General features: G+C 67.7%; 11 protein-coding genes. 3 read left to right on the plus strand and 8 right to left on the minus strand.

Features of this window, described 5'->3' with window-relative positions; genetic code table 11:
• Window positions 1–42: 42 nt before the first annotated feature.
• On the minus strand, window positions 43–768 hold the full coding sequence (locus PK98_RS02115; RefSeq protein ID WP_039093928.1) for an SDR family oxidoreductase: 726 nt from the start codon (window positions 766–768) through the stop codon (window positions 43–45).
• A 154-nt stretch (window positions 769–922) separates the two neighbouring features.
• Between PK98_RS02115 and PK98_RS02120 the strand changes: the two genes are divergently transcribed.
• On the plus strand, window positions 923–1819 hold the full coding sequence (locus PK98_RS02120; RefSeq protein WP_039093930.1) for an AraC family transcriptional regulator: 897 nt from the start codon (window positions 923–925) through the stop codon (window positions 1817–1819).
• Window positions 1820–1840: 21 nt separating this feature from the next.
• Here the strand turns inward: PK98_RS02120 and PK98_RS02125 are convergent, their stop codons facing one another.
• Entirely contained in the window at window positions 1841–3748 is a 1908-nt protein-coding gene (locus tag PK98_RS02125) for a BCCT family transporter (RefSeq protein ID WP_039093932.1), read from the minus strand.
• A 65-nt stretch (window positions 3749–3813) separates the two neighbouring features.
• The gene (locus tag PK98_RS02130) at window positions 3814–4668 is read right to left on the minus strand and encodes a fumarylacetoacetate hydrolase family protein (RefSeq protein ID WP_039093934.1); all 855 of its coding nucleotides are present in this window, start codon (window positions 4666–4668) and stop codon (window positions 3814–3816) included.
• A gap of 92 nt (window positions 4669–4760) precedes the next feature.
• On the opposite strand from PK98_RS02130, the gene PK98_RS02135 reads away from it, so the two are divergent.
• Together PK98_RS02135 and PK98_RS02140 are read left to right on the plus strand one after the other, a co-directional pair.
• The gene (locus PK98_RS02135) at window positions 4761–6128 is read left to right on the plus strand and encodes a glycoside hydrolase family 28 protein (RefSeq protein WP_039093937.1); all 1368 of its coding nucleotides are present in this window, start codon (window positions 4761–4763) and stop codon (window positions 6126–6128) included.
• Between the two features lie 18 nt (window positions 6129–6146).
• A complete protein-coding gene (locus tag PK98_RS02140; protein ID WP_052207915.1) occupies window positions 6147–8777 on the plus strand; it encodes a glycoside hydrolase family 2 in 2631 nt (876 codons plus the stop codon).
• Between the two features lie 100 nt (window positions 8778–8877).
• Here PK98_RS02140 and PK98_RS02145 read toward each other — a convergent pair whose 3' ends face one another.
• Genes PK98_RS02145 through PK98_RS02165 form a run of 5 tightly spaced genes read right to left on the minus strand, consistent with a single transcriptional unit; the run spans window position 8878 to window position 12620 of the window.
• Window positions 8878–9231, minus strand: a complete 354-nt coding sequence (locus tag PK98_RS02145; protein ID WP_039093939.1) for an L-rhamnose mutarotase — start codon at window positions 9229–9231, stop codon at window positions 8878–8880.
• Window positions 9228–9956 carry an SDR family oxidoreductase gene (locus tag PK98_RS02150; protein ID WP_039093941.1) on the minus strand — a complete coding sequence of 243 codons (729 nt, stop codon included), beginning with the start codon at window positions 9954–9956 and terminating at the stop codon, window positions 9228–9230. Before PK98_RS02150 ends, PK98_RS02145 begins: the two co-directional genes overlap by 4 nt.
• 12 nt (window positions 9957–9968) lie before the next feature.
• The gene (locus PK98_RS02155) at window positions 9969–10982 is read right to left on the minus strand and encodes an aldo/keto reductase (RefSeq protein WP_039093942.1); all 1014 of its coding nucleotides are present in this window, start codon (window positions 10980–10982) and stop codon (window positions 9969–9971) included.
• 49 nt (window positions 10983–11031) lie between these two features.
• Window positions 11032–11865, minus strand: a complete 834-nt coding sequence (locus PK98_RS02160; protein WP_235425367.1) for an amidohydrolase family protein — start codon at window positions 11863–11865, stop codon at window positions 11032–11034.
• A gap of 14 nt (window positions 11866–11879) precedes the next feature.
• Window positions 11880–12620, minus strand: coding sequence for a FadR/GntR family transcriptional regulator (locus tag PK98_RS02165; RefSeq protein WP_039093944.1), 741 nt, complete (start codon window positions 12618–12620; stop codon window positions 11880–11882).
• Window positions 12621–12727 lie beyond the last annotated feature (107 nt).

Here is a 12727-nt window from a genome sequence, read left to right on the forward strand (position 1 = left end):
GCACCAGCCGGGCGATCAGGTCATCGTCCCGCCAGCCGGTGGCTACATGTTGGCAGCGGTGGGGCGCACGATGATCTCGTTGACGTCCACGCCGTCCGGCTGTTCCACGGCAAAGCGGACCGCCCGGGCGATCGCGTCGGGCGTCAGCGACTTCTGCCGCCACCCCACCAGTGCATCGGCGATGGCCGGATCGGTGATGTCATGGCCCAGCTCCGTCGCGACCACGCCGGGGGAGATCAGCGTCGTGCGGATCTCGTCATGCTCCTGCCGCAGCCCTTCGGTGATCGCCCGTACCGCATGCTTGGTGGCGCAGTAGACCGCGGCACTGGGCAGCACGACATGCGCGGCGATGGAGGCCACATTGACCACATGGCCCGACCCCTGCGCCACGAAGCGCGGCAGCACCGCCGCAATGCCGTTCAGCACGCCATGAATGTTGACGTCGATCATCCGCGTCCATTCGTCCTGCTTCAGCGCGGCCATCGGGGAAAGCGGCATGATGCCGGCATTGTTGATCAGCGTGTCGACCTGCCCGAAGCGGTCCTGCGCCGCATCGGCGAAGCCGGCGAAGGCGGCCGCGTCGGTCACGTCCAGCGCGCGCCACGCCACATTGTCACCCAGCTCCTCCGCCAGCGCCTCCAGCCGGTCCGTCCGGCGCGCACCGATGAACAGGCGGGCGCCGGTGGCGGCGAGTTCGCGTACCGTCGCTTCGCCGATGCCGCTGGATGCGCCGGTGATCAGCACGGTCTTGTTGATGGAAGTGGTCATGGTCGGTCCTTTCCTGTCGCCCTTGCGGCGCCTCCATCAGATGGCGCCAGGCGGGGGTCAGGCGTGAGAGCGATCATCCGGAGTTCTTGCACGATCCTCCGTAAAGACAGGGCCGGTGCTTGCGAGACGGGGCGCGGGCGTGACAGGTAAGGGCATGGACCGCATCGCCGAACTCGCCTCCCTGGTGGAACGCCACGTGCCCCGCACCGGTATGACCGGCACGGCGCTGACCCGCCTGTCGCTGTTTCGTGCCGACGAACCGACAGCGCCGGTGCCTGCCGTCTACGAAGCCTCGCTTTGCCTGATCGCACAGGGCGCGAAGCGGGTCTCGCTGCAGGACCAGCACCTGCAATATGACGCGGCACATTACCTGCTCGTTTCCGTGGACCTGCCGCTGGTCGGCCATGTCACGCAGGCGAGCCGCGATGCCCCTTATCTCTGCTGCAAGATCGACATCGACCAGGCGGTGCTGGCGGAGCTGATCCTGGCGCAGGACGGCCCTGCGCCGAAGGCGGACCTGCCGCCACTGGCGGTGTACCGCAGCGACGATGATCTGATCGATGCGGCCTGCCGGCTGGTGCGGCTGCTGGACCGTCCGGCCGACATCACCGTGCTGGCACCCATGATCGAGCGGGAGATCCTCTATCGCCTGCTGTCCGGCCCGCATGGCCCGGCCCTGCGGCGCATGGCGGTGGCGGACAGCCACCTCAATCAGGTGAGCCGGGCGATTGCCACCATCCGCCGCGGGTTCGACCGGCAGCTCAGGATCGACGAGATCGCCGCCGCGGCGGGGATGAGCGCGTCATCCCTGCATGAACACTTCAAGGCGGTGACCCGGATGACGCCGCTGGAATACCAGAAGCAGCTGCGCCTGCAGGAGGCTCGCCGCCTGATGCTGGCCGAAGGGGCCAGCGCCGGGTCGGCGGGCTTTGCGGTCGGGTATGACAGCCCGTCGCAGTTCAGCCGCGAGTATGGCCGGCTGTTCGGCGCGCCGCCCCGGCGCGACATCCGGCAATTGCAGACCAGCGGCAGCATCCTGACGCCGCTCTAGGGGGATCGTGCCGCGCTGGTCTCAGGCAAGCCGCCAGCGTGCCAGCTGGGTCAGCACATCGCCGGAAATCTGTTCGGCGGAGAACCCGGTGAGATCCCGCGTGCGGCTCTCGTCATTGGTCTGTGCGGCCAGCGTCCAAGTCACGCTGCGCCGGCCTTCGGGGGCCTCCAGCGCAGTGTACGCCGCCAGCGGGCGGGAGCGCGGCAGCAGGCGATAGACGAAGGTGTGGTCGGTATCCGCGCCGATGGTGAGCGTGATCTGCTCCTCCTCCGCCTCGATCCGGCTGTCCGTCCAGCCTTCCGCCTGCATCGCTTCGAAGACGGATCGCAGCGCGGGTTCGCCGTTTGCCAGCATCTGCCGCACGATGTCGGCCCGGCGTGCCGGCACGAACAGCTGCTTCAATCGCTCGCTGATCGCCGGCGCCTCGTCCGACAAGGTGATGCCGGCCAGATCGGCGTTCGTCTGTCGCACCAGCCCGACAGCCAGCAGCAGCATGATGAAGCAGAACGGCAGGGCCGCAATCAGCGTTGCGGCCTGCAGCGCGCCCAAGCCACCCGCCACCAGCAGCAGCGTTGCCGTGACACCCAGCAGGATGCACCAGTAGACCCGCTGCCAGCGGGGCGTGTCCTCCGCCCCGCCGGATGCGAGCGTGTCGATCACCAGTGCGCCCGAATCTGCCGATGTGATGAAGAACACCGCCACCAGCAGGATGGCCAGCGTGGAGGTGAAGGCGGGCGCGGGCAGGTATTCCAGGAACTTGAACAGCGCGGTGGACAGGTTCGCCTGCACCGCATCGGCGATCCCGCCGGCGGCCGATCCCAGGTCGAGCGAGATCGCGGTGTTCCCGAACACCGTCATCCACAGGAAGGTGAAGGCGGTCGGCACGAACAGCACGCCGATGACGAACTCGCGGATCGTGCGCCCGCGGGAAATGCGTGCGATGAACATGCCGACGAACGGCGACCAGGCGATCCACCAGGCCCAGTAGAACAGCGTCCAGTCCGCCATCCACGCCCGCGGTTCGTAGGCATAGAGGGTGAAGGTCCGCATCACGAAATGGTCGAGATACAGGCCGAAGTTCTGGATCAGCGCGCGCAGCAGGAACAGCGTGGGGCCGACCGCCAGCACGAACAGCATCAGCAGCACGGCCAGGGTCAGGTTCAGTTCGGACAGGCGCCGCACACCGCGATCCGCACCGCTCAGCACGGACAGGGTGGCTGCACCCATGACCAGCGCGATCACCATGATCGCGGTCGCGGTCGTGTCGGGCACACCGTAGATGTAGTTGAGGCCGGCCGTCATCTGCGACACGCCGAAGCCCAGTGATGTGGCGATGCCGAACACGGTGCCGCACACCGCGAAGATGTCGATTGCATCGCCAAGCGGGCCGTTGATGCGCTTGCCCAGGATCGGCGACAGGCCGGATCGCAGCGTCAGCGGCAGGCCCTTGCGATAGGTGAAATAGGCCAGGCTCATGCCCACCAGCGCGTAGATCGCCCAGGCATGCACGCCGTAATGGTGGAAGGTGATGGCCATCGCCTCGCGCGCGGCCAGGATGGTGCCGCTCTCCACATCCGGGGGCGAGATGTAGTGCTGGATCGGCTCGGCCACCGCGAAATACATCAGGCCGATCCCCATGCCGGCCGCGAACAGCATCGCCAGCCAGGAAAGATAGGGGAAGTCCGGCTCCGCATCGTCCGGCCCCAGCCGCAGCTTGCCGGCCGGGCCGAAGCCCAGCGCCAGCACCACCACCAGAAACACCGCGACAGAGGCGATGTAGAACCATCCGAACGTGTCGATCGTCCAGCTCTGTGCGGTCCGGAACGCGGCATCCGCCGTGCCGGGCATCAGCAGCGTGGCAGCCAGCATCACGGCAACAATGGCGGACGCGCCCCAGAACACGCGCGGGTTTATTCGGGTCTCCAGCATGGCCGGCGTCTAGCGCCGGCGGGCTGCGTTGGCCACCCGACCCGACGCCGGGTGGCCAGATACCGTCAGCGCTCCGGCGCGGCGTGGAAGGTCTGCTGCTGCTGCCCCAGCTTCTCGATCCCCAGCGCGACGGTGTCGCCTGCCTTCAGGTACCAGGGCTCCGGCCGCTGCCCCAGGCCCACGCCGGGCGGCGTGCCGGTGGTGATGATGTCGCCCGGCAGCAGGGTCATGAACTGCGAGCAATAGGCGATGATCTGCGCGACGGTGAAGATCATGGTCGCGGTGGACCCGTCCTGCTTGCGCGTGCCGTTGACGTCCAGCCACATGCGTAGGCCCTGCGGATCGCCGACCTCGTCCGCGGTGACCAGCCACGGACCGACGGGGCCGAAGGTGGGAAAGCCCTTGCCCTTGTCCCAGGTAGGCCCGCGCTCGGTCTGCCAGGCGCGTTCGGACACGTCGTTGACCACGACATAGCCGGCGACATGGTCCAGCGCGTCGGCTTCGGTGACATTGCTGGCGGTGGTGCCGATCACCACGCCCAGCTCCACCTCCCAGTCGGTCTTCAGCGATCCGCGCGGGATGGTGACGGGATCGTTCGGCCCCTGCAGGCAGCTGACCCACTTGTTGAACACCACCGGTTCGTCCGGGATCGGCAGGTTCGACTCCGCGGCGTGGTCGGCATAGTTCAGCCCGATCGCCACGAACTGCCGCGTGCCGGTAACCGGCACGCCATAGCGTACGTCACCGTCGACCAGCGGCAGGGATGCCGGATCGATGGCAGCCAGCCGCGCCAGCGCCTCGGGCGCAAGGGCGGCAGCGTCCAGATCGGCCAGATGACCGGACAGGTCGCGAATGCGATCGTCCGCGTCGATGATACCGGGCTTCTCGGCCCCGACCGGACCGTAACGACAGAGCTTCATGCAAATCTCCTTCGATGATGAGAGCCTCTCTATACGCCCTTGTTGAGTCATGATACGTCATACGTCAAATAGAACAGGCGAGAGGAGGTTGGGTGAACACGCGGCGACATCTGCTGCTGGCACTGCCGATGGCAGCGGCGGCATCGGCACTGCCCGGCATTGCGCGGGCGCAGCGCCGCCGGACGGTGGACATCCGCGATCATGGCGCGGTCGGCGATGGCCGCACCGTCAACACGCGGGCGATCCAGGCGGCGATCGATGCCTGCGCGCGCGATGGTGGCGGCATGATCGCCGTGCCGGCAGGCGTGTTCGTCAGCGGTTCGATCTGGCTGAAACCGGGCGTCGGGCTGGAACTGCGCAAGGATGGCGTGCTGAAGGGATCGGCGGATCTGGCGGATTATCCGCTGGTGATGCGCCGCTTCGTGGAAGCCTATCCCGAACCCCTGCGGCTGGCGCTGGTCAACGCGTCGAACAATCACGGCCTGCGGATCGTCGGCCCCGGCACGCTGGACGGGCAGGGCGATCCGTTCTGGCGCAGGTTCTTCGAACGGCCGGAGGAGTATGTCGAGGGCAACAAGGTCTTCTACCATTACCCGCAGCTCTGCTCGATCGAGGATAGCAATGACGTGCTGGTCAGCGGCGTTCTGTTCAAGGATCCCGCCTTCTGGAATCTGCACCTGTATCGCTGCCGCCGCGCGGTGGTGGAGGATTGCCGGTTCGAAGTCCCGCACGAGATCCGCGCACCCAGCAGCGACGGGGTCGATATAGACAGCTGCCAGGACGTGGTGGTGCGCCGCTGCCGGTTCTCCGTCGATGATGACTGCATCGCGTTGAAGGGCACACAAGGGCCGGGCGCTGCCGCCTATACGGAGGCGCCGCCGGTAGAGCGCATCCACATCCACGATTGCGTCTTCGAGCACGGACTGGGCTGCATCACCTACGGCACCAACGCCACCATCATCCGCGACGTGCTGGTGGAGCGGATCACCAATGTTGGCGACATTCCGACCATCCGCTTCAAGATCCGTCCGGATACGCCGGGCCAGGTGTACGAGAAGCTGCGGGTGAAAGGCGTCCATCTGGCGGAGGCGCCCACCCCGGTCACCCGCTGGCACAATGGCGAGGTCTTCTACGGCACCGATATCCCCAATTTCAGCTGGAGCGATCCTGCGATCGGGCTGATCGTCAACGCCCGGCTGAACCATGGCACGCGGGTCGAACCGCAGCTGCCCGCCGCGATCATCCGCGACGTGGTGATCGAGGATGTGCGCGGCACCACGCGCAGCTTCGGTACGATCAGCGGCAACCCGACCACCCAGATCAGCGACTTCCTGCTCCGCGACATCGACGTGCGGCTGACGGACCCCGAACGCACCGCGCTGATCGCGCGCAACACCAGCAACATCCGGATGGAGAACGTCCGCGTGAACGGCGCCCCCGGCCAGATCGTGACGAGCTGAGACATGATGGAGAGAACGATGCCGAGGCAGATCCTGGCCCTGATGCTCGCATGGGTGCTGCTCATGCCGGCGGCGGTGCAGGCCCGCACCGAAACGCCGCTGGCCGATGGCTGGCGGTTCCATCTGGGCGAGGTGAGCGGGAACGCCACCACCCCGGCGTTCGACGATGCCGGATGGCAGCCGGTGGCGGTGCCGCACACCTGGAACAGGCTGGGCAATTACGACCTGACCCGCCGCCCGGATGCCGACACGACGCGCGGGGTCGGCTGGTACCGCCTGCGCTTCGACCTGCCGCACGATGCCGCCGGACAGCGCACCTTTCTGCAGTTCGACGCCGCCAGCATCATCGCGGAAGTCTGGGTCAACGGTCGCAAGCTGGGCCGGCACGAGGGCGCGTTCAGCCGGTTCCGGCTGGATGCGACCGACGCATTGCAGCCGGGCGAGAACGTGCTGGTGGTGAAGGTCGACAACTCCAAGCCGGAACCGGGCAGCACGACCGAATTCATCGTGCCGATCTCCGGCGACTTCTTCATGTATGGCGGGCTGTACCGCCCGGTGTCGCTGATCACAGCCGGGCCCGCGCATATCGACATGATGGATCATGGCGGGCCGGGCATCTACGGCCGCGTGGTCACGCTGGCGGACGACGCGGCGGAGGTCGCCATCCTGGCCCGGCTGCACAATGCGGGGCGGGCAGGGCGCTTCACCTTGCGCACCAGCGTGCTCGATGCCGCCGGTGCCGAGGTCGCGGCACGCGAGGAAGCCTTGCGGCTGGCCGCCGGTGCCGATGGGGCACGCGAACTGGCGCTGACCATCCCGCAACCCCGCCGCTGGAACGGGCTGGACGATCCCTATCTCTACCGCATGGTGGCGGAGCTGGTCGGGCGTGACGGCACGGTGCTGGACCGGGTGGAACAACCGCTCGGCCTGCGTACCGTGGCGGTCGATCCCGACCAGGGTTTCCTGCTGAACGGGCAGAAGCTGCAATTGCGCGGCGTCAACCGGCACCAGGACCGGCAGGAGAAGGGCTGGGCGCTGAGCGAGGCCGACCATGTCCAGGACATGGCGCTGATCCGGGAAGTCGGCGCCAATTCCGTGCGGCTGGCGCACTACAACCATGCCGGCACCTTCTACGATCTGGCGGATCGCACCGGCATGATGCTGTGGGCGGAACTGGGGCTGGTGAACCTGGCCTCCATTCCGGGCGTGGCCGACACGCCGCCGCAGATGCGCGCCAGTGCGGAGGCGCAGATGGTGGAGCTGATCCGCCAGAACTACAACCACCCGTCCGTGGCCGTGTGGGGCATCGGCAACGAGATCACCAACTGGTCGTCCAAGGGCCTGACCCCCTCCAACGCGCGGCCGCTGATGGATGCGCTGGACGCCGTGGCGAAGCGGGAGGATGCCAGCCGTCCCACCACCATCGCCGCCTGTTGCGAGGTGCTGCCGGGCGAGGCCGATGATGGCCGCGACTACACCTCCGGCACGGCGGACGCAGTCGGCTTCAACCTGTATTATGGCTGGTACGTGTCCGGCCGGGTGGCCGACGCGGCGCGGCTGGGCGACGTGATGCGCGGCTATCATCGGGAGATGCCCACGCTGCCGGTCGGCGTCGGTGAATATGGCGCCGGTGGCGCGACGACCCAGCACACCGACAATGTCCATGGCGGCAAGATCGAAAGCATCTACCGCCCGCAGGCCGAGGAAGTGCAGGCGGTGGTCCACGAACTGTCGTGGAAGCAGCTTGCCCCGCTCGATTTCATGTGGGGCACCTGGGTCTGGCAGATGTTCGATGCAACCTCCGACCTGCGGGAGGAAGGCGACAGCAGCGACATCAACACCAAGGGCCTCGTCACCTTCGACCGGGGCATCCGCAAGGATGCGTTCTGGTTCTACAAGGCGGCATGGAGCAAGAAGCCGGTGCTGCACCTGACCGGCCGCCGCTACGTCGATCGCGCCTACCGTGTGGTGGACGTGCGCGCCTACTCCAATGCGGCGGAGGCGCGGTTGCGGGTCAACGGGCAGGATATCGGCACCACCGCCTGCGCCGACTTCGTGTGCGTGTGGCCGGGCGTGCAGCTGTCCGCGGGGGAGAACAGCATCGAGGCATCGGCCGGCGCGCAGAGCGACAGCATGGTGCTGCGCTATGCCGGGCCGGAGCGGGCGGTGCATGTGCGCGCCGGATCGCTGGACGGCGTGACGCTGGCGGCGGGCACCCGCTACGGTTCGGACAACTTCTTCGACGGCGGGCTGGGCTACACGCTCAACCCTTACCAGCGCGAGTTGTACGCCGCCGACCAGCAGCGGCCTGCCCCCAAGATCGTGGCCGGGGCGGATATGCCGGAACTGTATGCCAGCTGGCGGGCCGGATCGTCCTTCCGCTACGCGCTGCCGGTGCCTGATGGCCGGTACCGGGTACGGCTGCACCTGTTCGACCCGACCGAGACGGAGGCTGGCAAGCGGGTCTTCACCGTCGCGGCCGGCGGTGCGGCGCCGGTCCGGATCGATCCGGTGGCGCGCGCCGGCGGCGGAATGCGGGCGGTGACGGTGGAACTGCCGGCACGGGCGCGTGACGGGCTGCTGGTGCTGGAGTTCAAGGGTGAGGTGGGCGAGGCGATCGTCTCGGCGATCGATGTGACCCCGCGCTGATCGAGCCTGCGGCGGGTCGTGACGCCGCAGGGTTCGTGGCGGGTGACCTTGGCCGCGGCGTGGCTACGCTGCCGCCGGGGATCTCGGCTGGACGGCGGCGTCAGCCCGCGTGGTCGGTCAGACGGAAGACCCGGTCCATGGGCAGCCAGGTGCCGTCCGGCCCGGCGGCCGGGATCGGCTGCTGGAAGCGCAGCATCTTCGCCGTCCATGCCGCGACCGCCGGGTTGGCGGCATCCGCCGCGGCCTTTGCTGCGTCGGAATAGCTGTCATCCGCATCGATGATCATGAACATCCGGGTGCCCGCGCGGTAGATCTCCATGTTCACGATGCCGGCATCGCGGATGGAGCGGATGACCGCCGGGTCGGTGTTGCCCACCCGGTGCCACTGTTCGTACTCCGCGATCAGGTCGGCATCGTCGACCAGGTCGAGCGCCAGGCAGATGCGTCCGCTCATGCGTTGCTCCATCCGCCGTCGATGATGTTGACCGTGCCGGTGGTATAGGATGACAGGTCGCTGCCCAGATACAGCGCCAGTTCGGCGATCTCGGGCGCGCCGCCCAGCCGGCCCATCGGCTGGCGGGCGACGAAATCGGCGCGGGCCTTGTCCGCATCGCCGGTCGCCACCATCCGCTCGTCGAGCGACGGCGACTGCACCGTGCCGGGGCAGATCGCGTTGCAGCGGATGCCCTGGTCCACGAAGTCCTGCGCCACCGACTTGGTCAGGCCGATCACCGCCGCCTTGGACGCGCAATAGACGAACCGGTTGGGCACCGCGATGATCGATCCGGCGACCGACGACATATTGACGATCGACCCGCCACCCTTGGCCAGCATCGCCGGCAGGACCGCCCGGATCATGCGATATGCGGAGCGGACGTTCAGGTCGAAGGAGAAGTCGAAATCGCGGTCCTCCGTCGTCAGGATGGTGCCCGCATGGACGAAGCCGGCGCAGTTGAACAGGATGTCCACTGCGCCGACCGCCTGCCCGAAGTAGGTGATCGCTGCGCCGTCTGTCAGATCCAGCACGTGCGTCTCGCAGCCCTCCAGCGTCGCCAGCGTGTCGGCATTGATGTCGGCGGCGATGACCCGCGCGCCCTCCCGAACGAACAGTTCGGCGGTCGCACGCCCGATGCCCTGGCCGGCGGCGGTGATGATGGCGGTCTTGCCCTGAAGGCGCATGGGGGAAGCTTTCTATGAAGGGTCGGGAATGGGCGCATCGGCACGGATCAGTCCGCGATCCTGCAGGTCGCGCCACAGCGCGGCGGGGATGGCTGTGTCCATCAGCGCCACCGCCTGCGCCACCTGTGCGGGGCTGTTCATGCCGGGGATGACGGACACGACCTGCGGGTGCGCCAGCGGGAACTGCAAGGCCGCGGCAGCGAGCGGCACCCCATGGGCGGCGCAGACATCCTCGATCGCGCCCACCCGGTCCACGATGTGCCGGGGCGCGGGCTGATAGTCGTAATGCACCTCGCCCCCATGGCGCACGCCCTTGGCCAGGATGCCGGAATTGTATGGCCCGCCCAGCACAATCTTCACGTCGCGCTGGCGACACAGCGGCAGGAAGGTGGCGAGCGCGTCCTGCTCCAGCAATGTGTAGCGTCCCGCCAGCAGCACCACGTCGATATCGCCGGCGGCCAGCACTTCCTCGCACACGGCGGTCTCGTTCACGCCCAGGCCGATGGCGCCGACCACGCCCGCGGCCCGCAATTCGCGCAATGCGCGATAGCCGCCCTCCATGAACTCGGCCATGCGGCGCGGATGGTCGTCGCCATGCGCCATGCGCCCGATATCATGGGCATAGAGGATGTCGATCCGCTCGCGCCGCAGCCGCCAGCGGCTGGCCTCGAACGAGCGCATCACCGCATCGTAGGTGTAGTCGAACACGCTCTCGAACGGCTCCGGCGTCACGAAGGCCTGGCGCGGAACCGACAGGTCGGTGCCGGCGGGCACCGGGTCCAGCCGGCGCCCCACCTTGGTGGAGATGATCGCGGTTTCGTGCGGATCGACCTGCGACAGCGCCGCGCCCAGGCGCTTCTCGCTGAGGCCGAAACCGTAATGCGGTGCGGTGTCGAAATAGCGGATGCCGGTGTCCCAGGCTATGGCGACGGCTTCGTGCGCCTCCTGATCCGGCAGGGCGCGATACAGGTTACCGATCGATCCGGCGCCAAAGCCGAGCCGTCCTAGCGCGGTAAGATCGACCATGTGACGTGCCTCTCCTGCTTGCGTCAGCAAACAACTAAGTCATAATACGTCATACGTCAATGTTGTAGAACGCAGCGGCGGCACCGGCAACCAGCCGATCGCGGGCATCCGGCGTCTGCGGACCAACCAGCTCCAGCGTGGTTTCGACCCACGTGCCGTAGCTGTCACCGGCATGGCGAAGCACGGGCCAGTCGCTGCCCCACATCAGCCGCTCGCCGAAACAGGCCAGCAGGTGCGCGACATAGGGGCGCAACGCCTCGACCGGCTGCTCCGGTGCCTGTTCGGTCCGCAGTCCGGACAGCTTGCACCAGACGTTCGGCAGCTGAGCCAATGCGGCGATTCCGTCGCGCCACGGATCGAGTTCGCCCGCCGCGATGTCCGGCTTGGCCGCATGGTCGATCACGATGGACAGGTCGGGCCAGCGGCTGGCGAACCGGTGCAGCACGGGCAGGTGGCGCGGCTGGATCAGCGCATCGAACCGCAGGCCGGTATCGAGCAGCGCGCGGATCGCCGGATCGAGCGCAGGCTGCAGGATCCAGTCGGTGTCGGCGATGCCCTGCAGCATGGGCCGGACACCGCGCACGCGCGGTTGCGCCGCCAGGTGCCGGATGCGGTCCGGCGCGCCGCCGTCCGCCAGGTCGACCCAGGTGACGATCGCCCGGATCAGCGGGTCGTCCAGTGTCAGCATCCAGTCCGTGTCACGGTCGTCCGGCTGCGACTGGACCAGCACGGCGCCGATCAGCCCGTACCCTTCCGCCTCGGCGCGCAGGTCGGCGGGCAGGAAGTCGCGATGGATCCGCGGCCAGTCGGCATCCGGCCAGACCTGGCCCGGCCCGCCGATCCGCCAGAAATGCAGGTGGGAGTCGAGCAGGCGGATCGCCATGGGTGCGCCTTTCGTCAGTCTTCGGAGGTGCGCGCCGCGCGCCGGCGGGCCCAGGAGCTTTCGATATGGTCGCGCATCGCCTTGCGCGCGGCCGGGCCGTTGCCCTTCCTGATGGCGTCGAAGATCATCTCGTGCGCCGTATGGGTCGCGCGGATATGCTCCTCGTTCAGCCTGCCGCTATAGCCGTGATTGCGCAGCGCTTCCGATTGCAGCCCGTCGATCACCGCCTTGCTCAGCTTGTCGCCGGAAATGCGCATGATGATGTCGTGAAACGCCACGTCCTCGTGAACATAGGCCGCCGGATGGGGGATCAGGCTTTCCAGCTTGGCCATCTGCTGCGACAGTTCGGCCAGCTGCTCCGGCGTGTGGCTTTCGGCCGCCTTGTAGGTCATCTGGCCTTCCAGCAGCGACCGGATTTCCGACAGATTGTCGAGATAGCGCAGCCCGTCCTCCCGCTGGAACAGTGCGCCCAGGATCAGGGGGTCGAGCATGTCCCACCCGCTGGATTCGCGCACGATCGTGCCGCGTCCCTGCTGTGATACGACGAGCCCCTTCTCGGTCAGGGCCATGGTCGCCTCCCGCACGACCGTGCGGCTGACGCCATACATGTCGCCCAGCATTCCTTCGGGGGGCAGGGCGGTGCCGGCCGGGTAGGTCTCGGTCACGATCGCCTTGACCACATCCTCGACCACCGCCTCGGCCAGGCGAGGGCGCCGCCGGATGCGCAGCGAATCGGCGGCAGGCTTTTCGTACATGGCGATTGTGACTCTTCCCCGGTGCGGACGGCTGGCGATTGCCGGTACCTGCCCATGCTAATGCTGCTTCGTCAACGCCTTGCCAACGCCAAAGATAATACGTAATA

The sequence above is a fragment of the Croceibacterium mercuriale genome (assembly GCF_000802385.1).
GTDB classification, from domain to species: domain Bacteria; phylum Pseudomonadota; class Alphaproteobacteria; order Sphingomonadales; family Sphingomonadaceae; genus Croceibacterium; species Croceibacterium mercuriale.

Excerpts from the sequence above, each read along its gene's own strand:
- PK98_RS02145 (WP_039093939.1), bottom strand. The coding sequence starts at position 9,231 with ATGAGCGGACGCATCTGCCTGGCGCTCGACCTGGTCGACGATGCCGAC.
- PK98_RS02155 (WP_039093942.1), bottom strand. The coding sequence starts at position 10,982 with ATGGTCGATCTTACCGCGCTAGGACGGCTCGGCTTTGGCGCCGGATCG.
- PK98_RS02125 (WP_039093932.1), bottom strand. The coding sequence starts at position 3,748 with ATGCTGGAGACCCGAATAAACCCGCGCGTGTTCTGGGGCGCGTCCGCC.
- PK98_RS02150 (WP_039093941.1), bottom strand. The coding sequence starts at position 9,956 with ATGCGCCTTCAGGGCAAGACCGCCATCATCACCGCCGCCGGCCAGGGC.
- PK98_RS02120 (WP_039093930.1), top strand. The coding sequence starts at position 923 with ATGGACCGCATCGCCGAACTCGCCTCCCTGGTGGAACGCCACGTGCCC.
- PK98_RS02165 (WP_039093944.1), bottom strand. The coding sequence starts at position 12,620 with ATGTACGAAAAGCCTGCCGCCGATTCGCTGCGCATCCGGCGGCGCCCT.
- PK98_RS02130 (WP_039093934.1), bottom strand. The coding sequence starts at position 4,668 with ATGAAGCTCTGTCGTTACGGTCCGGTCGGGGCCGAGAAGCCCGGTATC.
- PK98_RS02115 (WP_039093928.1), bottom strand. The coding sequence starts at position 768 with ATGACCACTTCCATCAACAAGACCGTGCTGATCACCGGCGCATCCAGC.
- PK98_RS02160 (WP_235425367.1), bottom strand. The coding sequence starts at position 11,865 with ATGGCGATCCGCCTGCTCGACTCCCACCTGCATTTCTGGCGGATCGGC.
- PK98_RS02140 (WP_052207915.1), top strand. The coding sequence starts at position 6,147 with ATGCCGAGGCAGATCCTGGCCCTGATGCTCGCATGGGTGCTGCTCATG.